The 25,756-nt window shown below is 70.7% G+C and carries 26 protein-coding genes; 22 read left to right on the top strand and 4 right to left on the bottom strand.

The window, feature by feature from the left end:
• The first annotated feature begins 1 nt into the window (after position 1).
• From ruvA to BLU02_RS01950, 6 genes are all read left to right on the top strand, one after another.
• On the top strand, positions 2-622 hold the full coding sequence (ruvA, locus tag BLU02_RS01975) for a Holliday junction branch migration protein RuvA (protein ID WP_060922275.1): 621 nt from the start codon (positions 2-4) through the stop codon (positions 620-622).
• Positions 615-1,640, top strand: a complete 1,026-nt coding sequence (gene ruvB, locus BLU02_RS01970) for a Holliday junction branch migration DNA helicase RuvB (protein WP_060922274.1) — start codon at positions 615-617, stop codon at positions 1,638-1,640. The genes ruvA and ruvB overlap by 8 nt, the downstream gene beginning before the upstream one ends.
• 72 nt (positions 1,641-1,712) lie before the next feature.
• The gene (locus BLU02_RS01965; protein ID WP_370670655.1) at positions 1,713-2,114 is read left to right on the top strand and encodes a preprotein translocase subunit YajC; all 402 of its coding nucleotides are present in this window, start codon (positions 1,713-1,715) and stop codon (positions 2,112-2,114) included.
• Between the two features lie 55 nt (positions 2,115-2,169).
• Entirely contained in the window at positions 2,170-3,900 is a 1,731-nt protein-coding gene (gene secD / locus BLU02_RS01960) for a protein translocase subunit SecD (RefSeq protein WP_060922272.1), read from the top strand.
• Complete coding sequence (gene secF / locus BLU02_RS01955) at positions 3,900-4,889, top strand: protein translocase subunit SecF (protein WP_060922271.1); 990 nt, start codon at positions 3,900-3,902, stop codon at positions 4,887-4,889. Before secD ends, secF begins: the two co-directional genes overlap by 1 nt.
• A 65-nt stretch (positions 4,890-4,954) precedes the next feature.
• Positions 4,955-7,207, top strand: a complete 2,253-nt coding sequence (locus tag BLU02_RS01950; protein WP_060922270.1) for a RelA/SpoT family protein — start codon at positions 4,955-4,957, stop codon at positions 7,205-7,207.
• Here BLU02_RS01950 and BLU02_RS01945 read toward each other — a convergent pair.
• Positions 7,194-7,742 carry a type IV toxin-antitoxin system AbiEi family antitoxin gene (locus tag BLU02_RS01945; protein ID WP_060922269.1) on the bottom strand — a complete coding sequence of 183 codons (549 nt, stop codon included), beginning with the start codon at positions 7,740-7,742 and terminating at the stop codon, positions 7,194-7,196. The genes BLU02_RS01950 and BLU02_RS01945 overlap by 14 nt on opposite strands.
• A 59-nt stretch (positions 7,743-7,801) precedes the next feature.
• On the bottom strand, positions 7,802-9,154 hold the full coding sequence (locus BLU02_RS01940) for a DUF349 domain-containing protein (protein WP_231919617.1): 1,353 nt from the start codon (positions 9,152-9,154) through the stop codon (positions 7,802-7,804).
• A 278-nt stretch (positions 9,155-9,432) separates the two neighbouring features.
• Here BLU02_RS01940 and BLU02_RS01935 point away from each other — a divergent pair, with 278 nt between their 5' ends.
• Positions 9,433-11,223: an NAD(P)/FAD-dependent oxidoreductase gene (locus BLU02_RS01935; RefSeq protein ID WP_060922268.1), complete on the top strand. Its 1,791-nt coding sequence runs from the start codon at positions 9,433-9,435 to the stop codon at positions 11,221-11,223.
• Positions 11,220-11,972: a winged helix-turn-helix domain-containing protein gene (locus tag BLU02_RS01930; RefSeq protein ID WP_060922267.1), complete on the top strand. Its 753-nt coding sequence runs from the start codon at positions 11,220-11,222 to the stop codon at positions 11,970-11,972. The genes BLU02_RS01935 and BLU02_RS01930 overlap by 4 nt, the downstream gene beginning before the upstream one ends.
• Before the next feature lie 15 nt (positions 11,973-11,987).
• Here BLU02_RS01930 and BLU02_RS01925 read toward each other — a convergent pair whose 3' ends face one another.
• Positions 11,988-12,284: a hypothetical protein gene (locus BLU02_RS01925; RefSeq protein ID WP_060922266.1), complete on the bottom strand. Its 297-nt coding sequence runs from the start codon at positions 12,282-12,284 to the stop codon at positions 11,988-11,990.
• A 100-nt stretch (positions 12,285-12,384) separates the two neighbouring features.
• Here BLU02_RS01925 and BLU02_RS01920 point away from each other — a divergent pair, with 100 nt between their 5' ends.
• From BLU02_RS01920 to aroQ, 12 genes are all read left to right on the top strand, one after another.
• The gene (locus BLU02_RS01920; protein WP_082750059.1) at positions 12,385-13,749 is read left to right on the top strand and encodes a replication-associated recombination protein A; all 1,365 of its coding nucleotides are present in this window, start codon (positions 12,385-12,387) and stop codon (positions 13,747-13,749) included.
• A 182-nt stretch (positions 13,750-13,931) separates the two neighbouring features.
• Positions 13,932-14,561, top strand: a complete 630-nt coding sequence (gene rpsD, locus BLU02_RS01915) for a 30S ribosomal protein S4 (protein ID WP_060922265.1) — start codon at positions 13,932-13,934, stop codon at positions 14,559-14,561.
• A 110-nt stretch (positions 14,562-14,671) separates the two neighbouring features.
• Positions 14,672-14,860, top strand: a complete 189-nt coding sequence (locus BLU02_RS01910; RefSeq protein ID WP_025103513.1) for a hypothetical protein — start codon at positions 14,672-14,674, stop codon at positions 14,858-14,860.
• A 55-nt stretch (positions 14,861-14,915) separates the two neighbouring features.
• Positions 14,916-17,576: an alanine--tRNA ligase gene (gene alaS, locus BLU02_RS01905; protein WP_083370862.1), complete on the top strand. Its 2,661-nt coding sequence runs from the start codon at positions 14,916-14,918 to the stop codon at positions 17,574-17,576.
• A complete protein-coding gene (gene ruvX, locus BLU02_RS01900; protein WP_060923676.1) occupies positions 17,573-18,046 on the top strand; it encodes a Holliday junction resolvase RuvX in 474 nt (157 codons plus the stop codon). The genes alaS and ruvX overlap by 4 nt, the downstream gene beginning before the upstream one ends.
• Positions 18,047-18,048: 2 nt before the next feature.
• Complete coding sequence (mltG, locus tag BLU02_RS01895; protein ID WP_083370861.1) at positions 18,049-19,590, top strand: endolytic transglycosylase MltG; 1,542 nt, start codon at positions 18,049-18,051, stop codon at positions 19,588-19,590.
• 4 nt (positions 19,591-19,594) lie between these two features.
• On the top strand, positions 19,595-20,407 hold the full coding sequence (locus BLU02_RS01890) for a shikimate dehydrogenase (RefSeq protein ID WP_060922151.1): 813 nt from the start codon (positions 19,595-19,597) through the stop codon (positions 20,405-20,407).
• Between the two features lie 58 nt (positions 20,408-20,465).
• On the top strand, positions 20,466-21,695 hold the full coding sequence (gene aroC / locus BLU02_RS01885; protein WP_060922152.1) for a chorismate synthase: 1,230 nt from the start codon (positions 20,466-20,468) through the stop codon (positions 21,693-21,695).
• On the top strand, positions 21,679-22,197 hold the full coding sequence (locus tag BLU02_RS01880; protein ID WP_060922153.1) for a shikimate kinase: 519 nt from the start codon (positions 21,679-21,681) through the stop codon (positions 22,195-22,197). The genes aroC and BLU02_RS01880 overlap by 17 nt, the downstream gene beginning before the upstream one ends.
• Entirely contained in the window at positions 22,194-23,282 is a 1,089-nt protein-coding gene (gene aroB / locus BLU02_RS01875) for a 3-dehydroquinate synthase (RefSeq protein ID WP_025103506.1), read from the top strand. The genes BLU02_RS01880 and aroB overlap by 4 nt, the downstream gene beginning before the upstream one ends.
• Positions 23,279-23,803, top strand: a complete 525-nt coding sequence (locus tag BLU02_RS01870; protein ID WP_060922154.1) for a GNAT family N-acetyltransferase — start codon at positions 23,279-23,281, stop codon at positions 23,801-23,803. Before aroB ends, BLU02_RS01870 begins: the two co-directional genes overlap by 4 nt.
• A complete protein-coding gene (gene aroQ / locus BLU02_RS01865; protein ID WP_060922155.1) occupies positions 23,800-24,240 on the top strand; it encodes a type II 3-dehydroquinate dehydratase in 441 nt (146 codons plus the stop codon). Before BLU02_RS01870 ends, aroQ begins: the two co-directional genes overlap by 4 nt.
• A gap of 11 nt (positions 24,241-24,251) precedes the next feature.
• On the opposite strand, the gene BLU02_RS01860 is transcribed toward aroQ, so the two are convergent.
• Positions 24,252-24,590, bottom strand: coding sequence for a hypothetical protein (locus BLU02_RS01860; protein WP_060922156.1), 339 nt, complete (start codon positions 24,588-24,590; stop codon positions 24,252-24,254).
• Between the two features lie 175 nt (positions 24,591-24,765).
• Between BLU02_RS01860 and efp the strand changes: the two genes are divergently transcribed.
• Together efp and nusB are read left to right on the top strand one after the other, a co-directional pair.
• Entirely contained in the window at positions 24,766-25,326 is a 561-nt protein-coding gene (gene efp / locus BLU02_RS01855; protein WP_025103502.1) for an elongation factor P, read from the top strand.
• Positions 25,327-25,329: 3 nt separating this feature from the next.
• Positions 25,330-25,740, top strand: a complete 411-nt coding sequence (nusB, locus tag BLU02_RS01850) for a transcription antitermination factor NusB (RefSeq protein WP_060922157.1) — start codon at positions 25,330-25,332, stop codon at positions 25,738-25,740.
• Positions 25,741-25,756: the final 16 nt, after the last annotated feature.

Genomic DNA, 25,756 nt, shown 5'->3' with positions numbered 1-25,756 from the left:
GATGATCTCCTCTCTGCACGGCACCGTGCTGCACACGACGCCGGACCAGGTCATCATCGACGTCGGGGGCGTGGGCTTCGCGGTCGCCGTCCCCGCCGATGTCGCCCACACCGCAACGGTGGGGGAGAAGCTCCTCCTGCACACGAGCCTCATCGTGCGCGAGGACTCGCTCTCGCTGTTCGGCTTCGCCGACCGCGGCGAGTTGGAGATCTTCTCCCTGCTGCTCAGCGTCACCGGCGTCGGCCCGAAGTCTGCGCTCGGGGTGCTGTCGCACCTCACCGCGGACCAGATCGCGGAGGCCGTGACCGCAGAGGACGATGCACCGTTCCGCCGGGTCTCCGGCATCGGACCGAAGACCGCGAAGCTCATCGTCGTGCAGCTCGCCGGCAAGGTCCAGGCCGTGGCTGCCCCGTCGACGCCCGCCGGGTCGGGAGGGGACGATGTCGTGGCCCAGGTGACGGTGGCTCTGGTCGGCCTCGGCTGGTCCGAGAAGGTCGCCGCCGAGGCGGCGACCCAGACGGCGACGGACGCCACGGATGCCGAGCGGGCCTCTGTGGCCCTGCTGCTGCGGCGCACGCTCGCGCTGCTCGGCCCGGCGCAGGCAGGCCAGAGTCGTGGCTGACGCCCTCGATCCGACCGAGCCGACCGACGAGTCCGAGCTCGCCATCGAGGGCGCTCTCCGGCCGTCGAGCCTCGGCGAGTTCGTGGGACAGCAGAAGGTACGTGGACAGCTGCAGCTGCTCCTGGAGGCGGCCCGCATCCAGTCCCGCCCCGCGGACCACATCCTGCTCGCGGGGCCCCCGGGACTCGGCAAGACCACACTGGCCATGATCGTCGCGCACGAGAGCGACCGTCCGCTGCGCATGTCCAGCGGTCCGGCCATCCAGCACGCCGGCGACCTCGCGGCGCTGCTGTCGAGTCTCGTGCCCGGCGAGGTGCTCTTCATCGACGAGATCCACCGCATGGCCCGGTCGGCGGAGGAGATGCTGTACCTCGCCATGGAGGACTACCGGATCGACATCATGGTCGGGAAGGGCGCGGGGGCCACCAGCATTCCGTTGGAGCTGTCCCCGTTCACGCTCGTCGGCGCCACCACGCGCTCCGGACTGCTGCCGAACCCGCTCCGCGACCGCTTCGGCTTCACCGGTCACCTCGAGTTCTACGACGAGGGCGAGCTGGAGCAGGTCATCGGGCGGTCCGCCTCGGTACTCGGCGTCGACCTCCCGACCGACTCGCTCTCCGAGATTGCGCGACGCTCCCGCGGGACCCCGCGCATCGCCAATCGCCTGCTGCGCCGGGTGCGCGACTATGCGCTCGTGCACGGCGGAGGCGAGGCGACCCTCGGGGGCGTGCGGGCGGCGCTCGACCTCTACGACGTGGACGCGATCGGCCTGGACCGTCTGGACCGCGCGGTGCTGGACGCCCTGGTCCGTCGGTTCCGCGGCGGGCCCGTCGGCCTCAGCACACTGGCGGTCGCGGTGGGGGAGGAACCGGAGACCGTGGAGAGCGTGGTCGAGCCCTACCTCGTGCGGATCGGCTTCCTCGGGCGCACCCCTCGCGGGCGGGTCGCGACGCCGGAGGCGTATGCCCACCTCGGCGTGGCGCACCCGGACGGGATGCTGAAGTTGGATGACCTATAATCGCTGAAGACTTCCCCGATACCGCTGTGCGCCCAAAGGCTGGTGCGTGCACCTGAGAAAGGCGCCATCCCCATGCCCATGGAATTTGTCCTCTTCGGACTCCTCGCCGTCCTGCTGATCTTCATGATCTTCAACACGCGCAAGCGCACGCGGCAGATGAAGGCCGAGCAGGAGGAGAAGGCGACCAAGACGGTTCCCGGCGCCAAGGTCCTGCTGCAGGGCGGCATCTACGGCACCATCGTCGCGTACGACGCCGAAGACCTCGACTCCCCGGCCCTGGTGGAGATCGCTCCCGGTACCGTCATCGAGGTGCACAGCCAGGCGATCCTCCGCGTCGTGGAGCCCAAGGACGCCATCGTCGACGCGCCCGTCGACGCCGCGGACGACCACGTCGTCGACGAGACCGCCGCTCCCGCGCTGGAGACGCCGGAGGAGACCCGTGCCCGCCTCGAGCGGGACGCCGACGACAAGTAAGACGAGGGCCGTCGCGGCCTCCCGGATCACCGTCCTTCCAGAAAGCTGAACACACGTGGCTTCATCCTCTCCTGTCCGTCACGCCTGGCGGGTCCTCCTCGGCCTGCTCCTCGTGACGGGCGTGCTCTTCGGCATCAACGCGCTGGGTGTGTACGTCTTCAAGCAGAGTTCGTGGACACCTGAGCTCGCGCTCGATCTGCAGGGCGGCACCCAGATCGTCCTGAGCGCGGAGACGGAGGACGGCGCGGCACCGACACAGGAGCAGCTCGACCAGGCCGCGGCGATCATCCGTCAGCGCGTCGACGCCTCCGGTGTGGCCGAGGCCGACATCACGACCGAGGGTGGACGCAACATCGTCGTCCAGATCCCCGGTGAGGCGGACGAGCAGACGCGGCAGCGGATCCAGTCCAGCGCCCAGCTCGAGTTCCGTCCGGTGCTCTACACCACGGCCGCGAGCACGGAGTTCGTCGGAGAGGACGGCAACTCCACCCCGTACCCGAGCCCTGACCCCTCGCTGAACGCCGAGCCCACGGCCGAGCCCACCGACGCCAGCGACCTGTCGTGGGTCACCGACAAGCTCGCGGCGGAGTTCCAGGCGTACGACTGCGCCAACCCGTCCAACGACCCGTCAAAGGCGCCGAAGGACGAGCCGGTGATCGCCTGCTCGCCCGACGACACCGCCAAGTTCATCCTCGGCCCGGCGGAGCTCGACGGCCGTGCGATCACCGACGCGACGGCGGGACGCGACCCGCGCTCCGGCGCCTGGATCGTGCAGCTCACCATGAACGGCGAGGGCGCGGACGCCTTCGGTCAGGTGAGCACCCGGCTCAACCAGAACCGCATCGACGGGCTGTCGCCGCGCGACCAGTTCGCCTTCGTGCTCGACGGCGAGGTCATCAGCGCGCCGCGAATGAACGGCGTCATCCTCGACGGCCGCCCCAGCATCTCCGGCAGCTTCACGCAGGAGAGCGCGACGACCCTGGCCGACCAGCTGAAGTTCGGAGCCCTTCCGCTCAGCTTCGAGGTGCAGAGCTCGGACACGATCTCCGCGACCCTCGGCACCCAGCAGCTCCAGATCGGCCTCATCGCGGGCCTCATCGGCCTCGCGCTCGTGGCGGTGTACTCGCTGCTGTCCTACCGGGCGCTCGGGACGGTGATCATCGCGTCGATCGCGGTGATGGCAGTGCTGACCTACATCGTCATCTGCATCCTGGCGTGGCGGATCGGCTTCCGCCTGTCGCTCGCCGGCGTCGCCGGCCTGATCGTGTCGATCGGCTTCACCGCCGACTCCTTCATCGTCTACTTCGAGCGCATCCGCGATGAGCTGCGCGACGGCAAGTCGATCACCGGTGCCGTCGAGGACGGCTGGGGTCGGGCCAAGCGGACGATCTACATCTCCAAGTCCATCAACGTCCTGGCCGCCGTGGTGCTGTACATCCTCGCCGACTCGACGGTGAAGGGCTTCGCGTTCACGCTCGGCCTCACCACCGTGATCGACGTGCTGATCTTCGTGATCTTCACCCACCCGGTGATGCAGCTGCTCGCTCGTACGCGGTTCTTCGGTGGCGGGCACAAGCTCTCCGGTCTGGATCCGGAGGCCCTGGGCGCCGTGTACCGGAGCCGCTCGCAGTACCGCGAGGTCGCCACGGCGTCCGCGGGGCGCGGAGCGAAGAACGCGCGTTCGCGCGGAGAGGCGGATCGCCGGCAGACCATCGCCGAGCGCAAGCGGGCGGAGGCCCTCGCCGCCGAGAGACAGACCACGGCCGGAAGTGAGGGAGACAACTGATGCCTTCCATGAATGAGTTCGGCAACAACCTCTACACGGGCAAGACGTCCTTCCCGTTCGTCGGGCGCCGTCGTCTCTGGTTCATCATCGCGATCGCTCTGGTCGTCGGCTCGGCCCTCGTGCCGCTGTTCCGCCCGATCCAGTTCTCGATCGAGTTCACCGGCGGTTCGCAGTTCACCGTCGCTGCGCCCGACACCACGGATCAGGACACCGCGACCGAAGCGGTGCAGTCCGTCGTCCCCGGTGCCGCGACCAAGGTCGTCATCGTCAACGACCAGGATGTCCGGGTGCAGACCGACCAGATGACCGCGGGCGAGACGCAGCAGGTGGCGCGCGCCCTCGCGGATGCCTACGGCGTCGAACCGGACGCCGTCGCCTCCTCGTACATCGGTCCGGCCTGGGGCGAGAGCGTGACCCGGCAGTCCCTGTGGGGCCTGGCGATCTTCCTCGCGCTGACCTTCCTCATCCTCGCCATCTACTTCCGTACGTGGAAGATGTCGGCGGCCGCGATCATCGGCCTGCTCGACGTGCTCGTGATCACGGTCGGCGTGTACGCCCTGGCCGGATTCGAGATCTCGCCCGCGGCCGTCATCGGCTTCCTCACGATCCTCGCGTACTCCCTGTACGACACCACCGTCGTGTTCGACAAGATCAGGGAGAACACCACGGAGGACGGGGAGAAGACGTCGCGGCTGTTCGGGGAATCGGTCAACCTCGCGGTGAACCAGACCCTCATCCGCTCGATCAACACCTCCGTGGTGGCCGCGCTGCCGGTCGGTGCGATCCTCTTCATCGGCGCCTTCTGGCTCGGTGCGGAGACGCTGACCGACATCTCGCTGTCGATCTTCGTGGGCATCCTCGTGGCGACCTACTCGACCCTGTTCGTGGCCGCGCCGCTGTACTCGCTCTTCCGCGAGAACGAGCCGCAGATCAAGGAGCGCGACGCCCGTATCCGCGCTGCGCGAGCCAAAGCGGCTGTCGAAGCCTGACGCCCCCGTTGCGGGGCCGACCCCCGCTCAGCGCGCGTAGGATTGTCTGATTCGGAGGTGAGTGGATGGCGGAGCCGCAGACGGCATCGCAGGGTTCGAGTCTGCGACGGCTGGTGCCCCGCATCTTCTCGCGTGCGTCCCGGATCAACGATCTCGACAACCTGATCCGCACCGTCAGGGCGAACCACCCCAAGGGCGACTTCGCCGTCATCTCCCGCGCCTATGCCGTGGCCAAGGAGAAGCACGAGGGGCAGAAGCGGCAGAGCGGCGAGCCGTACATCACGCATCCGCTCGCCGTCGCCCAGATCCTCGCGGAGCTGGGGCTCGGCCCGCGGGCGATCGCGGCCGCCCTGCTGCACGACACGGTCGAGGACACGGGCTATGCCCTCACCGACCTCACCGCCGAGTTCGGCGATGAGGTCGCGATGCTCGTCGACGGCGTGACAAAGCTCGACAAGGTCAAGTACGGCGAGAGCGCCCAGGCCGAGACCGTCAGGAAGATGATCGTCGCGATGTCGAAGGACATCCGCGTGCTGCTCATCAAGCTCGCCGACCGGCTGCACAACGCCCGCACCTGGGGCTTCGTCCCGCCGGAGAAGGCCGCGAAGAAGGCCAAGGAGACGCTCGAGATCTACGCGCCGCTGGCCAACCGCCTCGGTATCCAGGCGATCAAGTCGGAGCTCGAAGACCTCTCCTTCGCCGTCCTGCACCCGAAGATCTACAACGAGATCCACAGCCTCATCGCCCAGCGCACCCCGCAGCGGGAGAAGTACCTGAGCCAGGTCATCGAGGAGATCGACGAAGACCTCCGCGACCTGCGCATCCGCGGCAAGGTCGTCGGCCGGCCCAAGCAGCTGTACTCGGTGTACCAGAAGATGGTCATCCGCGGCCGCGAGTTCGACGACATCTACGACCTGATCGGGATCCGTGTCCTCGTCTCCTCCGTGCGCGACTGCTACGCCGTGCTCGGGGCCATCCACGCCCGCTGGACGCCGCTGCCCGGCCGGTTCAAGGACTACATCGCCACCCCGAAGTTCAACCTCTACCAGTCGCTGCACACGACCGTGATCGGCCCGGCCGGACGCACGGTCGAGATCCAGATCCGCACGCACGAGATGCATCACCAGGCGGAGTACGGCGTCGCCGCGCATTGGATGTACAAGGAGCGGATGAACGGCGGCGGCAAGGCCGAGGTCCGCGCCTCCGACACCGACATGGCGTGGCTCGCACACATCTCCGACTGGCAGGCCGAGACCGCGGACCCCGGCGAGTTCCTCGACTCCCTCCGGTTCGAGATCGGCGCCAAGGAGGTCTACGTCTTCACGCCGAAGGGGCGGGTGATCGGTCTCCCGGCCGGTGCCACCCCGGTCGACTTCGCCTATGCCGTGCACACCGAGATCGGGCACCGCACCATGGGCGCCAAGGTCAACGGACGCCTGGTGCCGCTGGAGTCCGAGCTGAAGAGCGGCGACGTCGTCGAGGTCTTCACGTCCAAGAACCCGGATGCGGGACCCAGCCAGGACTGGCTCGGCTTCGTCAAGAGCACGCGCGCCAGGAACAAGATCCGCGGCTGGTTCACCAAGGAGCGCCGCGAAGAGGCCATCGAGCAGGGCAAGGAGGCCATCGCGCGCGCGATGCGCCGGCAGAACCTGCCGCTGCAGCGTCTGATGAGCCAGGACTCGTTCACCGAGGTCGCCCACCAGATGCACTACGAGGACGTCTCGGGTCTCTACGCCGCCGTCGGCGAGGGGCACGTCTCGACGCAGTCGGTGCTCGAGAAGGTCACCGCGCTCGTCGCCACCGACGAGCCCACGACCGGCGCGATCGACCTCCCGGGAAGCATCCAGACCCGCGAGTCCCGGGGCGGCGATTCCGGTGTGCTCGTGCGCGGCGCGAACGACATCCTGGTGAAGCTGGCGAAGTGCTGCACGCCCGTCCCCGGCGATCCGATCGTCGGGTTCGTCACGCGGGGGAGCGGCGTCTCCGTGCACCGGGCGGACTGCGTGAACGTGAAGGCCCTCAGCGGCGAGCAGGATCGGTTCGTCGAGGTCTCCTGGGCACCGACGACGAAGAGCGTCTTCCGGGTGCAGATCCAGGTCGAGGCCCTCGATCGTTCCGGCCTCCTCTCGGACGTCACACGGGTGCTCAGCGAGCATCACGTGAACATCCTCTCGGCGACCGTGTCGACGACCGACGAGCGCCTGGCGTTGAGTCGCTTCGTGTTCGAGATGGGCGACGCGGTGCATCTCGACCGGGTCCTGAACGCGGTGCGCCGGATCGACGCGGTCTACGACGTCTACCGCGTCACCTCCTCCTGAGGAGCCTCTCCAGCGCGGCGAGGCCGCTGACGCTCCCGGGAACCCGGTGCGCTCCCTTGAGGGCCCGGATCGCACCCTCGAGAGCCGTGGGGTGGGCAGGGGCGAGCGCCTGCATCCAGGACAGCACACGCGGATCGCGGTGGAGCGTCGTGGCGAGATCGCACATCGTGCGGACGGGAGACGTCACGAAGATCCCGCCGAGGCGGCGCACGTCTTTCTCCGGGACCATCGTGTCGTGGAAGGACACGCGGGTGTGCACCCGCGGGCGCACACGACGTTCCACACAGCGACGCACGTGATGGATCGACGGCGGGGCATCGCCCGCCCCGTGTATCCAGGCGGCGCTCGGCCCGCACGCGGCGGCACCTTCCTGGACCAGGGCGGCGATGCTGCTCGCACGGACATCGGCGGATTCGGGAAGATCAGCGGGGATGTAGGCGTCGCCGACCTCGATGACATGTCCGTCGAGGCGGGCGGCGCTGAGTTCACAGACGCTGAGTCGCGCGCCGGGCAGATACAGCAGAGCGGGGTGCATCCCGCCAGTGTGGCGGCCTGCACCCCGCTCGTGCGGAGATCGGTGGATCTGTGGAGAGCTCAGCCACCCAGGGCGTTGAGCCAGGCGCGACGGGCCTCGAGGGCGTCCGCGGCCTCCTTGGCGGCCTTGCTGTCGCCGGAGGCCTCGGCGGCTGCGAGCTCCGCCTCCAGCTTCTCGATCGCCTCGTGGAGCTGCGAGCTCATGTCGTTCGCCCGCGCCTTGGTCTCCGGGTTGTTCTTCTTCCAGTCGACGTCCTCGCGGGCCTTGAGTGCCTGCTCGATGACGCGGAGCTTGTCGTCGAGCGCACGCTCCTTGTCGCGCGGGAAGATGCGGCCGACCTCGTCCCACTCGCGCTGGATGCGCGTGAGCAGGGCGCGGGCGCGCTTGATGTTCGGCTCGTCGGCGACAGCCTTGGCCTGCTCGAGCAGCGCCTGGCGGGCTTCGATCTTCGGAGCGGAGTCGGCTTCTTCCGCTGCGGCCTGCTCGGCACGAGCGGCGTAGAGAGCGTCGCCGGCGGCCTTGAAACGTGCCCAGAGGGCGTCGTCGGCCTTGCGTCCGGCGCGACCGGCCGTCTTCCACTCGTCGAGGAGCGATCGGTAAGCGGGGATGCCGTCGACACCGCGCGGGGCCAGGGCCTCGGCGCGCTCGACCAGTCGCGACTTCGCATCACGCGCCGCCTTGTGCGCATCGTCGAGCTCGGAGTAGAACGCCCGGCGGTGCTTGTCGACGACGGCCCTCGCGTCGCGGAACCGCTTCCAGAGCTGCTGCGAGACGCCCTTCGACAGGCGCGGACCGTTCTGCTGCTGGGCCTGCCAGGACTCGAAGAGCTCGTTGAGCTCGGCGGTGACCTGCTTCCACTGCACCTTGCTGAGGTCGCGGGCGGCGATGGCCTCGGCACGCTCGACGAGGGCGGTGCGCTCGGCGACGGCCTGCTCGACGAGCTCCTTCGCCTGCTGCGCCTCCTGGGCGGTGGCCTCGGACAGCGACGCGGTCAGCGCGGTGAGACGATCGCGGAGACCGGCGAGGTCGCCGACGGCCGCGGCATCCGTGGCCTCGTCGATGAGGTGCGCGGCCTGCTTGGACAGGTCGCTCGCGGAGGCACCGCCGGCCTGGTGGCGCTGCTCCAGGGCGACGACCTTGAACGCGATGTCGTCGTACTTGCGGACGTAGTAGGCGAGAGCCTCGTCGGGGGTCCCGTCCGGGTACTGACCGACGACGCGCCAGGACTCGCCTTCGCGCACCTCGACGGTGCCGTCTTCGGAGACGCGGCCCCATTCGCCGGCGGACGAGACCGGAGTCGGCTTCGCCGCGGCCGGTGCGACGGCGGCCGGAGTCGGCGTCTTCCGCGGCATCGGCACGGCGGGCGGGGTGGGAACGGGCGGGGTCGGCTTCGCGGGCTCGTTGGCAGACACGGTGATTCTCCTTGCGCGGTCACGCCGCGGGAGGCGGAAAGGACGAGGCTCAGCCTAGTACGCACTCTCTGATCCGCGAGACCCCGTCTTCCCGCCGAGACCCCGTGATTCGTGCGCGAACGAGGCGGGGTCTCGGCGACGAGGCGGGGTCTCGCGGGGTGGGACGTTACCGTTTCGTGAGCAGAACGTTCGATGCAGGACACACTGCGCGTCATCTGCGGGTAACACGGCGCTCCTATCGTCGCGACCACGACAGTCCCCAGGTCGACAGGAGTTCCATGGACGACATCCCAGCGCGCACAGTGGACATCGTCGTCGTGGGGGCGGGCATCGCGGCGCATCGTTTCGTCGCGCGGATGCTGGAGGACCCGGACCGTGCCGTGCGGATCACGGTGTTCGGGGATGAGGGACGCCTGCCGTACGACCGTTCCGGACTGGCGCGCGTCGTCGGCGGCAGCCCGGCGTCGGCGGGGGAGCTCGACCGCGCGCCGTTCCGCGACGACCGCGTCCGCCTCATCGACGACGACCGGGTCCTGCGGATCGACAGGGGAGGGCGCCGCGTGCGGACGCGTTCGCAGCGGTGGTACGACTACGACGCGCTCGTACTCGCGACGGGGACCCACGCCCATCGGCTCGACGTGCCGGGGATCCGTGCCCGTGGCTCCTTCCTCCTTCGCACGATGGAGGACGCGCACATGCTGCGTGCGTTCCTCGCGGTCCGTGCGACGGAGATGCCGCGGGCGCTGCGCGCGGTCGTCGTCGGCGGCGACGAGGGCGGAGTGGACGCCGCATGCGCGCTGCACGACGCCGGGGTGCAGACGACGATCGTGGACGCCGCGGATCGCCTGCTGCCTACGCACCTCACGCTTCCGGCGGCGAGCGCACTCCGCGGGATCATCGAGGCGCGCGGTATCGCGGTCCGGATGCGGACGCGGGTGACCCGCGTGGACCCCGACGCGACGGGCGCGGTGACGGCCGTGGAGTTCCAGGACGGCACGTTCGCGCGGACCGACCTCATCGTGACGACGGGTGCGCGGCCACGCGATGAGCTGGCACGGAACGCCGGGCTCCGCACGCGGCCGGGCGGCGGTGTCCTCGTGGACGCGGACGGGCGGACGTCCGACCCGCGCGTCCTCGCGATCGGCGACGTCGCCGCGGACCCGGCATCCGGCGGCACGGAGGCTGCCCTGGCGTCCGCGGATCGAGCGGCTGCCACCCTGCTCGGCGCTCGGGTCGCGAGCCCCGTGGGACACGGGTGGCACGGGAGCCCCGGCGGTATCGAGGTCGTGACCCTGCGTGTCGCGGACGGTGACGAACCGACGGTCGACGTCCCTCTTCCGAGCCGCGGAGACCGCGTATTCGGGGAGGTCGTGCTCTCCGAGGATGCCCGCGTGGTGCACCGCGTGACGGTCATCGGCGCGTCGGCAGATGCGTCGCTCGCTGGGCTCGCGCCCGGGTCGCTCGACGGTCAGAGGGCGGCGCGGACGCTGCTGGCCGCCGCCGTGGCCGAGGACGGTGCGGAGGCTTGCACACATGGGCTGCCGTCCGCGCCGCTGGAGGTGCTGGCAGCGGAGCTCACGGACCGAGGAATCCGGACCGTCGCGGAGGCTCTGGACGGTGCGGTCGAGAGCCGCGGCTGCGGCCCCTGCCTCCGCCGTCTCGCGCTCGCGTTGCAGGAGCGCCCCGAGGCGAATTTCGGCGTACGGCCCGGCGACCGCGGAACCCTTCGCCCCGAGGTGCGTCTCCGCGGGACGACGGCCGCTCCTGTCCTGGAGGTGCGCGTCGGCGCCGACTCCGACGGGGCGCTGCTCCTCGTCGTGGGTCGTCTCGCGGCACGACGGGAGGCGACGGTACGGATCGATCGAGGGCTCCTCGCCGTCAGCGGCCTCCGGGCGGAGGACATGCCGGACGCACTCGCGGACCTGCGAAGCGCCGGCGCCGTCGTTCCGGAGGCCTTGATCGGCGGGGCGGACCTCGCGCGGCCCGGAGGCCCGATCGCCGTCGTCCGGCACCCGTCACGGACAGGGCGGCGCGCCGGTGGTGCGAGGTCGGCGGAGGGCTCGGCATGAGTGCGCCCCCGCGTCCCGCTCCGGCGCTGGTCGGCTGCCGCGTCGTGGTGGTCGAGGTGCCGCGGCCGGTGCGTCCGGAGCCGGTCGACGTCGACACGCTTCTGCGGATCCTCGCGGCGACGGGCTCGGAGGTCGTCCGGATCACTCCGCCGCGGGCGGACCACGCGATCCCCGCCGGCTCCAAGCGGACGCTGTACCGGATCGCGTCCGGTCAGGTGGACGCGGTGCTGTTCCCCGCGGCGGAGGCCCTGCCCGGGTGGCTCGGAACGGTGGAACGACTGGGCATGCTCGACGCCATCCGCGAGCGGTCGCGCGCGTCCCGCCTGCTTCTCGCCACCAGCGATGCCGCTGCAACCGCGCGGTTGGTGGAGAACGGCCTGCCGGCATCGACGTCGTGCGGGCCCACCGCGGACGATCTTGCCCGGAGCGCGCTCGCACCTCTCACACACGGGGTCCTCGAGCGGCGGACTGCGGCGGGTCGGCTGGCGGTGCGCAGCGGCGGCGCGCTGATCGACGGCGGCTTCGTCCCGCTCTCCCGCGGCGCGGTCAGCATCCTCGAGGCCCTGTTCGTCGCCGACGGGCGCGTGCTCACCAGGGCCGAGATCGGCCAGGTGCTCCCCGGCGGTCAACGCAGTGCGCGTGCGGTCGAGGTCGCGGTTGCGCGGCTGAGGGAGGCCCTCGGCGAAGGGGACCTCGTGCAGACCGTGGTCAAGCGCGGGTACCGGCTCGCCGTCCTCGACGAGGACTGACGACGCCGGAGAGCCTCACTCCGAGGGGGTCTCGGGAGCGGTCGGTGCCGGGCTCGGGGTGTCGCTCGGCGCCGGGGAGGGAGCGATCGACGACGAGGGCAACGGCGTCGGCTCCGGTGTGGTCACCTGCGCGTGCACGACCTGACTGACGATGGCGCCCACGACGATGAGGGAGCCGACCGTGACCGCGATGATGTTGTCGCGGGTGCGCCGGCGGATCTGGTCCTGGTGCCAGCGGGTACGGGCGGTGTGCAGCCGGGCGCGCTCCGCCTCGGTGCGTGTCTGCGCCTTCTTGGAACCGCGTGCGGCCATGCCCTGTCTCTCCCGTCCGACGCCGGTCCACGACGTCGCCTGAGAGCCTACCGGGGGCACGGCCTCGCCTCGTGTCCCCGGCCGCCGTTAGCCTGGAGGAATGTCCTCTCCCTCCGCCCTGCTCTCCGGGCAGACACCGCTCGCCGTGCGCATGCGCCCGGTGTCGCTGGACGAGGTCGCGGGGCAGCGCCACCTGCTGCGGGCCGGGTCGCCCATCGTGGCCCTCGCCGATCCGGAGGCCAGCTCGCCCGGCGCGGTGTCGATCATCCTCTGGGGTCCGCCGGGCACCGGAAAGACCACGCTCGCGCAGGCCATCGCCCGCTCGTCCGGTCGCCGGTTCGTCGAGCTCTCGGCGATCACCGCCGGCGTCAAGGACGTGCGGGAGGTCATGCAGGAGGCGATCACCCAGCGCGACCTGTACGGGCAGACGACGATCCTCTTCCTCGATGAGATCCACCGCTTCACCAAGGCCCAGCAGGACGCGCTGCTGCCCGGCGTGGAGAACGGGTGGGTCATCCTCATCGCCGCGACCACGGAGAACCCCTCGTTCTCGGTGATCTCGCCCCTGCTGTCCCGGTCGCTGCTGCTCACGCTGCAGCCGCTCACCGATGACGACATCGGCGTGCTCGTGGACCGCGCGGTGTCGGATGCCCGCGGACTCTCCGGTACGGTCGCGCTCAGCGACGAGGCGCGGTCGGCGCTCATCCGCCTCGCGTCGGGGGACGCCCGTCGTGCCCTCACCGGACTGGAGGCCGCCGCTGCCGTGGCGCTCTCGCACGCCGCCGCCTCCGAAGCCGACCACGACGGCGAAGACCCGGAGACGGTCGTCCCGGAGGTCACCGCCGACGACGTGGCGCAGGCCGTCGACAAGGCTCTGCTCCGTTACGACCGCCAGGGCGACGAGCACTACGACGTCATCAGCGCCTTCATCAAGTCGATCCGGGGTTCCGACCCGGACGCCGCGCTGCACTACCTCGCCCGCATGATCGAGGCGGGGGAGGACCCGCGGTTCATCGCCCGTCGGCTCGTCATCTCCGCCTCCGAAGACGTGGGGCTCGCCGACCCCCAGGCCCTCGGCATCGCCGTGGCCGCGGCCGACGCGGTGGCCTTCATCGGGATGCCGGAGGGGCGCATCCCGCTCGCCGAGGCTACCGTCTATCTCGCCACGACCGCGAAGTCGAACGCGGCCTACGTCGGCATCGACGCCGCCATCGCCGACATCCGCGCAGGGGGATTCGGGCGCGTGCCGCTTCACCTCCGTGACGCGCACTACCCCGGAGCGAAGCGCCTCGGGCACGGCCGCGGCTATCGCTACGCGCACGACAGCGAGTTCGGGATCGTGCCGCAGCAGTACCTGCCGGACGAGCTCGACGGGCGGCACTACTACGAGCCGAAGAACCTCGGCGCGGAGCGCGACATCAGCGCGCGGCTGGAGCGTATCCGCCGCATCCTCGGCGACCGCTGAACCGCCGGCCCCGGGCTTGGGCCGCCGTCTGATAGAATTGAGCGGCTCGAAACCGAGTTTTCGGGCATCTCCTCGTTCATACCCCACCTTGCTGGCGCCCCGGCGTGCGCTCCAAGGCAGAACGCGGGTGATACGTCCGCGAGTCGCGAAAGTCGCGACCGCGTCATCGGAAGGACAGCTTCGTGACCACGAAGTCCCAGGACCGCCGCAAGGTGCGTCTCAGCCGCGCTCTCGGCGTGGCTCTCACCCCGAAGGCCGCCCGCTACCTCGAGAAGCGTCCCTACGCTCCGGGCGAGCACGGCCGCACCAAGCGCAAGGCCGACAGCGACTACGCCGTCCGTCTGCGCGAGAAGCAGCGTCTGCGCGAGCAGTACGGCATCCGCGAGAAGCAGATGCGCAACACGTTCAACGAGGCCCGTCGTCAGGACGGTCTGACCGGTGAGAACCTGGTCGAGCTGCTCGAGATGCGTCTCGACGCCCTCGTGCTGCGTTCGGGCTTCGCCCGTACCACCGCGCAGGCTCGCCAGCTCGTCGTGCACCGTCACATCCTCGTCGACGGCCAGCTCGTCGACCGCCCGTCGTTCCGCGTGAAGCCGGGTCAGCTCATCCACGTGAAGCCCAAGAGCGAGGGCACCGAGCCCTTCCAGGTGGCGGCCGCCGGCGGCCACGCCGAGGTCCTGCCCGCCGTTCCGGGCTACCTCGAGGTCGAGCTCGACAAGCTCCAGGCCCGTCTGGTCCGTCGTCCGAAGCGCGCCGAGGTCCCCGTGACCTGTGAAGTGCAGCTCGTCGTCGAGTACTACGCGGCTCGCTGATCCAGCGGAAGAGCATCAGGCAGGAGGCGTCGGGGTTCCCGACGCCTCCTGTCGTTTCCGCCTACGATGGAGAGACCGCGCCTTCGCGGCTCTAGGGCAAGGATGACGACATGAAGAATGTGCTGTGGTTCCTGATCGGCGTGATCGGCGGCTTCGTCGCGGCTCACTTCATGAACAAGGACCCGCGGGGCCACGACATCCTGGCCGACGTCGACGCCCGCCTCAACGGCCTCGCCGCGATCCTCAGCGACGCGTATCGCGCGCAGGAGGCTCGGCTGACCGAGCCGGGCGAGAACTGACCCCCCGCATCTGCGCCTCGGCGCGCCCCCTCACGCAAGGACATCCGGCACTCCTATGAAAACTGCGGAAATCGCGCAGCGCTACCTCTCCTACTTCGAGAAGAACGACCACCTCATCGTCCCCTCGGCATCCCTGGTCAGCGACGACCCCTCGCTGCTGTTCACCGTCGCCGGCATGGTCCCGATGATCCCGTACCTCACGGGCGTGGTCCCGGCGCCGCATCCGCGCATCGCCGACCTGCAGAAGTGCATCCGCACCAACGACATCGAGGAGGTCGGGCGCACCGCGCGTCACGGCACGTTCTTCCAGATGCTCGGCAACTGGTCGTTCGGCGACTACTTCAAGGAAGGCGCGATCCGTTACGCCTGGGAGCTGCTCACGAGCTCGGAGGCGGACGGCGGCCTCGGCTTCGACGAGAAGGATCTCTGGGTCACCGTCTACGAGACCGACGACGAGGCCGAGGCGATCTGGCGCGACATCATCGGGCTCAAGCCGGAGCGCATCCAGCGCCTCGGTCGCGCGGACAACTACTGGAACACAGGCCAGCCCGGTCCCGGCGGCCCTGACTCCGAGATCTTCTTCGACCGCGGCCCTGCCTACGGCAAGGACGGCGGCCCTGCGGTCGACGACTCGCGGTTCCTGGAGATCTGGAACCTCGTGTTCATGCAGGACTTCATCGAGAACATCCGCGGCAAGACCGAGTTCGACATCGTCGGCGAGCTGCCGATGAAGAACATCGACACCGGCATGGGGCTGGAGCGTGTCGCCTTCCTCAAGCAGGGCGTCGAGAACATGTACGAGACCGACCAGGTGCGTCCGGTGCTCGACCGCGCCGTCGAGCTCTCCGGCCGCCGCTATGGAGCGGTCCACGAGGACGACGTCCGCTTCCGGGTGATCGCGGATCACGTGCGCTCCTCGCTCATGCTCCTCTCCGACGGCGTGCGTCCGTCGAACGAGGGCCGCGGCTACATCCTGCGGCGCCTCATGCGCCGGACCGTGCGCGCCATGCGTCTGCTGGGCGTCGACGACCCCGCCTTCCCCGAGCTGTTCGCCGCCTCCCGCGATGCGATGAAGTCGGCGTACCCGGAGCTGGAGCGCGACTGGTCCGTGCTCTCCTCGGCGGCGTTCGCCGAGGAGGAGACCTTCCGGCGCACCCTGGCGCAGGGATCGACCATCCTCGACCTCGCGCTCGACGAGACGAAGAAGGGTGGCGGGAAGACCCTCAGCGGTTCCGAGGCGTTCCTGCTGCACGACACCTACGGCTTCCCGATCGACCTCACCCTGGAGGTCGCCGAAGAGGCCGGGCTGGACGTGGACCGTGCCGCGTTCGACTCCCTCATGCAGGAGCAGCGTCAGCGCGCAAAGGACGACGCCCGCAATCGCAAGCGCCAGCTCGCGGATGTCTCGGTCTACCGCGACCTGCGTGCGCTGGGCGAGACGGGCTTCGACGGCTACACGGCCCTCGAGGTGGAGTCCCGTGTGCTCGGCCTGCTCGTCGACGGGGCGCCGGTGCGCAGCGCCGCCGAGGGGCAGATCGCCGAGGTCGTGCTCGCCGAGACGACGCTGTACGCCGAGTCGGGTGGTCAGGTCGCCGACAAGGGCACCATCGTGGGCCCCGGCTACGAGCTCGAAGTGCTCGACGTGCAGCGTCCGGTCCCGGGGCTGATCAGCCACACGGTCGAGGTCTCCCGCGGCACGGTCGCGGTCGATGACATCGCGACGACGATCGTCGACGCCGCGAACCGGCGCGCCGCTCGGCAGGCGCATTCCGCCACCCACCTCGTGCACGCCGCCCTCCGCGACACGCTCGGTCCGACGGCCACACAGTCCGGGTCGCTCAACCGTGCCGGGTACATGCGGTTCGACTTCGCCTGGTCCCAGGCGCTGTCGACCGACACCCGCACGGAGATCGAGGAGATCACGAACCGCGCCGTGCAGGACGCCCTCGAGGTGACCACCCGCATCGTGACGCTCGACGAGGCCAAGGAAGCGGGCGCCATGGCGCTCTTCGGCGAGAAGTACGGCGACGTCGTGCGGATGGTCGACATCGGCGGCCCGTGGTCGCGCGAGCTCTGCGCCGGCACGCATGTGTCGACCAGTGCGGAGATCGGTCTGGTCAGCGTGGTGGGGGAGTCGTCGGTCGGCGCCTCCAACCGCCGGATCGAGGCTCTCGTCGGCGCGGATGCGTTCCGTGAGCTCGCGGCGGAGCGGGCTCTCGTGTCGCAGCTCACCGCCTCCCTGAAGACCCCGCGCGAGCAGCTCCCCGAGCGGATCGCCGATCTCGCCGCGAGCCTCAAGGCCGCGGAGAAGCGCATCGCGCAGTTCGAGGCGAAGGAGCGGGCGGGGCGCATTCCCGCGATCGCCGAGGCCGCGACGCGCGTCGGAGACTTCTGCGTGGCGGCGCAGGCCCTGGGCGATGTGGCCTCCGCGGACGATGTCCGCGAGCTCGTCAACGGCGTGCGCGACCGGCTGGGTTCCGACCCCGCGGTCGTCGCGCTCGGCGCGGTCGTCAACGGTCGCCCTGTCGTCGTCGTCGCCACGAACGAGGCCGCGCGCGGTGCCGGTGCGAAGGCGGGTGCGCTCGCGAAGCGCGCCGCCGGTGTGCTCGGCGGAGGCGGCGGCGGTCGGGACGACGTCGCCCAGGGCGGCGGTACCGACGCAGCGGCACTGCCCGCCGCGCTCGAGGCCGTCTCCCAGGAGCTGCGCGGCGCGTGAGCGGCTACCGCCGCGGTGTCCGGCTCGGCATCGACGTCGGCCGGGCCCGCGTGGGCGTGGCGCGGTCCGATCCGGACGGCATGCTGGCCGTCCCCGTCGAGACCGTACCCCGCGATGAGCGCTCGCTCACGCGCATCGCGGAGCTGGCTGCGGAGTACGAGCCGCTGGAGATCGTCGTCGGTCTGCCGGTGAACATGCAGGGTGCGGACACGCCGTCGACGGTGGATGCGCGCGAGTTCGCGGCGGCTCTCCAAGCGCGCAGCGGCGTGCCGGTACGCCTCGTCGACGAGCGTCTGAGCACGGTCTCGGCGCATGCGGCGTTGCGGAGTTCTGGGCGATCACAGAAGAACTCTCGTAGCATTGTGGATCAGGTCGCCGCCGTGGTGCTGCTGCAGCAGGCGATCGACACGGAGAAGAGCACCGGAAACCCGGCCGGTGCCCCGGTCCCCGTTGACGAGGAGCCCGCCTGAACATGTCCGAACGCGAGAGCCGTGCGCCCGAGCACGAGCAGAGCACCCGGTTGGGGGATCTGTTCGAGAACCTCCCCGCTCCGTCCCCGCAGGTCCCGACCGCCGGAGACGACACGCCGGCACCCGGATCCCGCCGCGCGGCCAGGGAGGCCGCGGCACGCGAGCAGGACGCCTCGCCCACTCCGGACGCCGGGGTCGCGCCCGGTGCCGATGTGCCCGCCCGCCCGGTCTCGGCGTCGGCGGCGACCACCGCGGATGCGGCCGTGACCGACCACCGGCCGCAGGCGAATGCCGCAGACGTCGAACCGGTCGTGACCCGCGCGATGCCCGTCGCCGCGACGAGCGCGGATGAGACCCCCGCTCCGGGGCCGCGCCGGTCGACCGGCACCGAAGACCCCGCACCCGCGCTGGGCGGCGGGCTCGACGAGATCTTCGCCGCCCAGGACGACGGCCGCGATCACGGCGCGCCGACCAAGAAGAAGCGCCGCAAGGGCTGCCTCGTCGCCCTGATCATCGTCCTGGTGATCCTCGGCGGCATCGCCGCCGGCGGAGTCTGGGTCGCCAACACCTTCGGCGACCGCATCGCCGACGCCATGGGGTGGGGGGAGCCGAAGGACTGGGAGCCCGGTCAGGCGACCGGTGAGGTGTACGTCACGATCAAGCAGGGCGACACGGGCGGCCCCGTGTCGACGGCGCTGTACGAAGCCGGCGTCACGAAGACCGAGGACGTCTTCTACGACTACCTCATCGACGAGAACATCGCGGTGACCTTCTATCCCGGCGTCTACCGCCTGCAGAAGAAGATGACAGCGGAGGATGCCCTCGCCGCGCTCCGCAACGAGGAGAACAAGCTCGAGAACACCGTCTCCATGCCGGAGGGCGGGACGATCGAATCGGCCCTGCCGTCCATGGCGGAGACTCTCGGGATGCCGCTGGCCGACCTCGAGGCAGCCGTCGCCGATCCGTCCGCGTACGGGGTGCAGGCGCAGAGCCTGGAGGGGTGGCTGTTCCCCGCGGTGTACACGTTCGACCCCGAGGTCACCGCGACGCAGGTCATCCAGCGCATGGTCGACCGGACGCGCGAATCGCTCGCCGCCGCCGGCGTCCCGGACGAGGACGCGCAGCGGATCCTCACGATCGCCTCGATCATCCAGCGCGAAGGCCGCACGGACGACTTCGCCAAGGTGTCCCGCGTGATCCAGAACCGCCTCGACGACGACATGCTGCTCCAGATGGACTCGACGGCGCAGTACGGGTACGGCTCCCTGCACGAGGGCGTGGTCTCGAGCTCGGCCGAGGCTCTGGAAGACCCCAACGAGTGGAACACCTACGTGAACAAGGGGCTTCCGGCCACGCCGATCGCGAGCCCGAACGATGCCGCGATCGATGCCGCGATGCACCCCGCGGACGGGCCGTGGATCTACTTCGTCACCGTCAACCTCGAGACCGGCGAGACGCAGTTCTCGGAGACCCTCGCGGAGCACGAGCAGGGCGTGGAGAAGTGGCGGGACTGGTGCCGCGCGAACCCCGACGCCGGTTGCTGACGCGGTGAACCGGAGACGACTGGCGGTCTGGGGCGACCCGATCGGGCACTCCCGGTCGCCGGAGCTGCACGCCGCGGCCTACGCGGTGCTCGGGCTGGACTGGGAGTACGGGCGCCGCCAGGTCGGCGCGGAGCACTTCACGGACGCGGTCGAAGCCCTCGATGGCTCCTGGCGCGGCCTGTCCCTGACGATGCCGCTCAAGGAGGAGGCGTACCGATACGCTGCCACCCGTGACACCCACGCGGAGCTGACCGGCGCGGTCAACACGCTCCTGGTCTCGGAGACCCCGGCGGGATTCAACACCGACGTCGGCGGGATCGTCGATGCGCTCGGGGACGCCGGCATCCGCGAGATCGGGACGGCGCGGATCCTGGGCGCCGGAGCCACGGCGGCCTCGGCCCTCGTCGCCCTCGCCGACCTGGGGGCGTCACGGGTCGAGGTCGCCGCCCGTCGGCCGGAACGCGCCGCCGGGCTCGTCCGCATCGGAGAGCGTCGCGGGGTCGTGGTCACCCCTCGATCGTTCGAGGAGGTGGACGGCGACGCGGACCTCACGGTGGCGACGTTGCCCTCCGGCACCGCGTTGCCACCGGACGTCGCCTCCCGCCTGTCTGACATGGGCGGGACGCTCTTCGATGCGGCCTATGCCCCGTGGCCGTCCGCGCTCGCGACGGAGTGGGGCGATCAGCCGGTGGTCTCCGGGCTCGGGATGCTGCTGCATCAGGCGGTCCGGCAGATCCGGATCTTCCTGCACGGCGATCCGGTCTCGCCGCTGCCGGACGAGCATGCGGTCCTCGCCGCGATGCGCGCCACCCTCTGAGCGCCGCCGGACGAAACGCGGCACGGCGCGGGGGGAAACGCATGGGAGACTAGAGCACATGCTCCGCGTGCTCACGGCCGGCGAATCGCACGGCCCAGAACTCATCGCCGTCATGGAGGGTCTGCCCTCCGGCGTCCCGGTGTCGTCCGAGGCCATCCAGGCCGATCTCGCCCGCCGCAAGCTCGGCTATGGACGCGGCTCCCGGATGAAGTTCGAACAGGACGAGCTCACGATCTCCGGCGGCGTCCGGCACGGGAAGACGCTGGGCAGCCCCATCGCTCTGCGCATCGGCAACACCGAGTGGCCGAAGTGGATCGAGGTCATGAACCCGGAGCCGGTGGAGCTCACCGATCGCTCGCGCGGTCGTGGCGCCCCGCTGACCCGGCCACGTCCGGGCCACGCCGACCTCGTGGGCATGCAGAAGTACGACTTCGACGAGGCCCGCCCGATCCTCGAGCGCGCGAGCGCCCGGGAGACCGCCGCCCGCGTGGCGCTCGGTGCCGTCGCCCGCTCCTTCCTCGGCGAGCTCGGCATCCGACTCGTCAGCCACACGCTCTCCATCGGGCCGGTGCGCGTGCCGGATGGCGCAGCGCTGCCGACCCCGGACGACGTGGACGCCCTGGACGCCGACCCGCTGCGGTGCTTCGACCCCGCGACCTCGGCGCTCATGGTCGCCGAGGTGGACGACGCCAAGAAGGACGGCGACACCCTCGGCGGCATCGTCGAGGTCCTCGCGTACGGCCTGCCGCCGGGGCTCGGCTCCCACGTGCACTGGGACCGCCGCCTGGATGCCCGACTGGCCCAGGCGCTCATGAGCATCCAGGCCATCAAGGGCGTGGAGGTCGGCGACGGCTTCGAGACCACGCGCCGCCGCGGCTCCGCCGCCCACGACGAGCTCTTCGCCACCGCCGACGGCATCGCCCGCGGCACGGACCGCGCCGGCGGCACCGAGGGCGGCATGTCGACCGGAACCGTGCTGCGCGTCCGCGCCGGCATGAAGCCGATCGCGACCGTGCCTCATGCGCTGCGCACGATCGACGTGGCGACCGGTGACGAGGCGACCGCGCACCACCAGCGTTCCGACGTCTGTGCGGTGCCCGCGGCGGGCGTCGTCGCGGAGGCCATGGTCGCCATCGAACTGGCCCGCGCCGTGCTGGAGAAGTTCGGCGGCGACAGCATCCGCGAGACGCTCCGCAACCTGGAGGGGTACCTCGACGGCATCCCGGCGGAGCTGCGCACGGCCCCCGCGTCCGAGGCGGCGCTCATCGCGCATGACGAACGAGGCTGAGCCGCTGACGCTGGTCCTCGTCGGACCGATGGCGGCCGGTAAGACCAGCGTCGGGCGACGGGTCGCGCGGCGGCTGGGCGTCGCCTTCGTCGACACCGACAAGCGCATCGTCGCCGCGCACGGCCCGATCCCCGAGATCTTCGCCACGCATGGCGAGGCCCACTTCCGGGACCTGGAGCGCGCGGCGGTCCGGGAGGCCCTCGCCGAGGGCGGCGTGATCTCCCTCGGCGGCGGCGCCGTCACGGATCCGGAGACGCGCGCGCTGTTGCGCGCCCACCCCGTGGTCTTCCTCACCGTGAGCGAGGCCGCCGTCGCCGACCGCCTGCGCGGCGGGACGCGCCCGCTGCTGGCCGGCGAGGACCCGGTCGAGAAGTGGAAGCGCATCTTCGCCGAACGGCGAGGATGGTACGACGAGGTGGCGTCGGCCACGTTCGACACCTCGCGGCGTCCGATGCAGCGCATCGCCGACGAGATCGTGGCATGGAGGAGAGAACAGCGATGAGCACGACGACCATCAGCGTCACCGGGAACGACGCCTACGACATCACGATCGGACGAGGGATCCTCGACCAGGTGTCCGCGGCTCTCGCGCCGGGCGTCCGCAAGATCCTCGTCGTGCACCCGCCGACCCTCGCAGCCCGCGCCGCCGAGCTCCGCGACCGGCTCCTCGCCGACACCGCGGACGGCCCGCGCGAGGTGCTGCTCGCCGAGATCCCGGATGCCGAGCAGGGCAAGCGCATCGAGGTCGCCGCCTTCTGCTGGCAGGTCATGGGCCAGGCGGACTTCACCCGGACGGACGCCGTCGTCGGCTACGGCGGGGGAGCGGTGACCGACCTCGCCGGCTTCGTCGCGGCGACGTGGCTGCGCGGCATCCAGATCGTCCAGGTGCCCACCACCGTCCTCGGCCTCGTGGACGCCGCCGTGGGCGGCAAGACGGGCGTCAACACCGCGGAGGGCAAGAACCTCGTCGGCGCCTTCTGGGCCCCGCGCGCCGTCGTCGGCGACCTCGACGAACTGGGCAGCCTGAGCCCCAACGAGGCCACCGCCGGCTTCGCGGAGGTCGTCAAGGCCGGTTTCATCTGGGCCCCGGAGATCCTCGACATCGTCGAGGCCGACCCCGCGCGCGCGGTCGACACCACGACGGACGAGTTCCGCCGGGCGGTCGAGCTCGCGATCGACATGAAGGCGCAGGTCGTCTCTGACGACTTCCGCGAGGCCGGACAGCGCGAGATCCTGAACTACGGCCACACGCTCGGCCACGCAATCGAGCACGCCGAGCGATACCGCTGGCGGCACGGGGCGGCCATCTCGATCGGCATGCTGTACGCCGCGGAGCTCTCCCGGCTCGCGGGGCGGCTGTCGGACGCCGCGGCGGAGCGCCACCGTACGATCCTCGAGTCGCTGGGCCTGCCCACGTCGTACCGCGCCGGCGCCTGGCCGCAGCTGCTCGCCACGATGCAGCGCGACAAGAAGAGCCGCGGCGGGATGCTCCGATTCATCCTCCTCGACGACATCGCCAAGCCCACCGTGCTCCAGGCGCCGGACGAATCGCTGCTCTTCGCCGCCTACCAGGAGATCGGCGCATGAGCATCGCCGTCCGGCGCATCACACCGGAGGACTGGCGGGAGGTCAAGGCGCTGCGGCTGCAGGCCCTCGCCGACCCGGCCGCACCGATGGCCTTCCTCGACACCGTCGAGCACGCCGCCGCACAGCCCGACCGCTTCTGGCAGGAGCGCGCCGCGAATGCCGCGGGCGACGCCGCCGCGGCGCAGTTCGTCGCGATCGCCGACGACGGCGCCTGGACCGGGACCGTGACCGTGCTCCCGCATCGCGAGCAGCACGACGCGGGGCTGGTCGTGGGGGTCTATGTGGCGGATGCGCATCGCGGTGCGGGCGTCATCGATGCGCTCCTCGACGCCGCGGCGGCCTGGGCCCGCGATCGCGGCCTCCGCGCGCTCGTGCTCGAGGTGCACGTGGACAACTCCCGGGCTCAGGCCGTGTACCGCCGAGGCGGCTTCGTCCGGACCGGGGAGATCGAGACGGCCAACTTCGGGCGGGAATGGGTCATGCGCCGCGAGCTGGTCGACACCGGGAGCGTGCCCGCATGAGCGCCCCGCGTCGGCTGCTGCTCGTCAACGGCCCCAACCTCAACCTCCTCGGCACCCGCGAACCCGAGGTGTACGGCACCGCGACCCTCGCCGACGTCGAGCGGATCACCGCCGAGACCGCTGCCGCCCTGGGGTTCGAGGTGCGGGCGCTGCAGAGCAACCACGAGGGCGTGCTCATCGACGCGATCCACGATGCGCGGGCGGACTGCGCGGGCATCGTCATCAACCCGGGCGGCCTCACCCACACCTCCGTCGCCCTGCGCGACGCGCTCACCGGCGTCGCGTTGCCCTTCGCCGAGGTCCACATCTCCGACGTCTACGCCCGCGAGGAGTTCCGTCACCACTCGTACCTGCACGACGTCGCCGCGGTCCGTGTCATCGGACGCGGCGTGGAGGGCTACGCCGAAGCGGTGCGGGAACTCGTCGCGCAGCTCTGAGCGCGCGGGGATCAGGGCAGGCCGACGAGCAGCACGCACACCGTGATGCCCACGAGCGTCAACAGGGCCATGGCGAGGAAACAGGCAGCCAGCGCACGGAGCCGCGGCCGCATGCTCGACACCGCGAGGCGGATGACGACCATCGCGGCCAGGCCCAGGACCAGGATGATCGCGGTCACCAGGCCGACGGTTCCCACCGCGCCGCCGCTGCGTACGATGCCGATCAGGGGCACGAGGCTGACCGCCGTGAAGATCGTGGCGACGATGAGCCAGACCGCCCCGGACGACGTCCGCAGCGCCGGCTGATTCGCCATCCTGGTCGGGTCCCGGTCGCGATCGTCTTCGCTCATGTCGATTCCTCCTGTCCTCGTCCACGCTGCCCGGGGCCACGGGCATCGTCACGGGGCTTCCGCTCTCGCGGAGGAGCGTCTATCGTGCCTCGCGACGGCCCGCGCCGGGCATCCCGTAGAATCGACTGTCGGCCGACCCCGGCCCCCACGGACTCAGGAACGGAACTCCTCGCACATGGCATCCACCGCAGACATCAAGAACGGCGTCGTCCTCAGCATCGACGGGCAGCTCTGGAGCGTCATCGAGTTCCAGCACGTCAAGCCCGGCAAGGGCGGCGCCTTCGTCCGCACGAAGCTGAAGAACGTCGTCTCGGGCAAGACCGTGGACCGCACGTACAACGCCGGGGCGAAGATCGACATCGAGAACGTCGACCGCCGGGACTACACCTACCTCTACACCGACGGTGACGGGTTCGTGTTCATGGACCAGACCGACTTCGACCAGATCACGCTGCCGGCGGCCACGGTCGGCGACGCGAAGAACTTCCTGCTCGAGAACCAGCAGGTCACCATCGCCCTCAACAACGGCAACCCCCTCTACATCGACCTCCCGGCCTCGGTCATCCTCGAGGTGACCTACACCGAGCCCGGTCTGCAGGGCGACCGCTCGTCCGCCGGCACCAAGCCCGCGACGCTCGAGACCGGCTACGAGATCCAGGTCCCGCTGTTCCTGGAGACCGGCACGAAGGTCAAGGTCGACACCCGCACGGGCGAGTACCTCGGCCGCGAGAAGTAAGGCGTGAGCGCCCGCACGAAGGCGCGCAAGCGCGCGCTCGACATCCTGTTCTCCGCCGACGTCCGCGGCGACGAGGTCGCGGTGGCCCTCGCCGCCGAGGCGAAGCGCGCGGCGAACGAGCCCGCGCGCGAGGCATCGTGGCTGTACGCCCGCGAGATCGTCGACGGCATCATCGACCAGCGCGACGAGATCGACGAGCAGATCACGACGCACAGCCGTGACTGGAAGCTCGAGCGGATGCCCGCCGTCGATCGCGCCCTGCTGCGCATCGGCGCGTGGGAGATCCTCTACAACGACGAGGTGCCGACCGCGGTCGCGATCGACGAGGCGGTGGAGCTCGCGAAGGAGTTCTCCACCGACGAGTCGGGCGCGTTCGTGCACGGCGTGCTCGCCCGCGTCGCCCGCTCGGCCTGAGCGCCGCAGCGGCGGT

Origin of the sequence: Microbacterium paraoxydans, assembly GCF_900105335.1 — a bacterium.
Lineage (GTDB): Bacteria > Actinomycetota > Actinomycetes > Actinomycetales > Microbacteriaceae > Microbacterium > Microbacterium paraoxydans.
This window is presented reverse-complemented; position numbering and strand designations above follow the sequence as displayed.

Coding starts and splice junctions, on each gene's coding strand:
- mltG (WP_083370861.1), top strand. CDS start 18,049: ATGTCCGAACGCGAGAGCCGTGCGCCCGAGCACGAGCAGAGCACCCGG.
- BLU02_RS01925 (WP_060922266.1), bottom strand. CDS start 12,284: ATGGCCGCACGCGGTTCCAAGAAGGCGCAGACACGCACCGAGGCGGAG.
- BLU02_RS01870 (WP_060922154.1), top strand. CDS start 23,279: ATGAGCATCGCCGTCCGGCGCATCACACCGGAGGACTGGCGGGAGGTC.
- aroC (WP_060922152.1), top strand. CDS start 20,466: ATGCTCCGCGTGCTCACGGCCGGCGAATCGCACGGCCCAGAACTCATC.
- BLU02_RS01935 (WP_060922268.1), top strand. CDS start 9,433: ATGGACGACATCCCAGCGCGCACAGTGGACATCGTCGTCGTGGGGGCG.
- BLU02_RS01920 (WP_082750059.1), top strand. CDS start 12,385: ATGTCCTCTCCCTCCGCCCTGCTCTCCGGGCAGACACCGCTCGCCGTG.
- BLU02_RS01880 (WP_060922153.1), top strand. CDS start 21,679: ATGACGAACGAGGCTGAGCCGCTGACGCTGGTCCTCGTCGGACCGATG.
- aroQ (WP_060922155.1), top strand. CDS start 23,800: ATGAGCGCCCCGCGTCGGCTGCTGCTCGTCAACGGCCCCAACCTCAAC.
- aroB (WP_025103506.1), top strand. CDS start 22,194: ATGAGCACGACGACCATCAGCGTCACCGGGAACGACGCCTACGACATC.
- alaS (WP_083370862.1), top strand. CDS start 14,916: ATGAAAACTGCGGAAATCGCGCAGCGCTACCTCTCCTACTTCGAGAAG.
- BLU02_RS01910 (WP_025103513.1), top strand. CDS start 14,672: ATGAAGAATGTGCTGTGGTTCCTGATCGGCGTGATCGGCGGCTTCGTC.
- BLU02_RS01945 (WP_060922269.1), bottom strand. CDS start 7,742: ATGCACCCCGCTCTGCTGTATCTGCCCGGCGCGCGACTCAGCGTCTGT.
- BLU02_RS01930 (WP_060922267.1), top strand. CDS start 11,220: ATGAGTGCGCCCCCGCGTCCCGCTCCGGCGCTGGTCGGCTGCCGCGTC.
- secF (WP_060922271.1), top strand. CDS start 3,900: ATGCCTTCCATGAATGAGTTCGGCAACAACCTCTACACGGGCAAGACG.
- efp (WP_025103502.1), top strand. CDS start 24,766: ATGGCATCCACCGCAGACATCAAGAACGGCGTCGTCCTCAGCATCGAC.
- ruvA (WP_060922275.1), top strand. CDS start 2: ATGATCTCCTCTCTGCACGGCACCGTGCTGCACACGACGCCGGACCAG.
- BLU02_RS01965 (WP_370670655.1), top strand. CDS start 1,713: ATGCCCATGGAATTTGTCCTCTTCGGACTCCTCGCCGTCCTGCTGATC.
- BLU02_RS01860 (WP_060922156.1), bottom strand. CDS start 24,590: ATGAGCGAAGACGATCGCGACCGGGACCCGACCAGGATGGCGAATCAG.
- BLU02_RS01950 (WP_060922270.1), top strand. CDS start 4,955: ATGGCGGAGCCGCAGACGGCATCGCAGGGTTCGAGTCTGCGACGGCTG.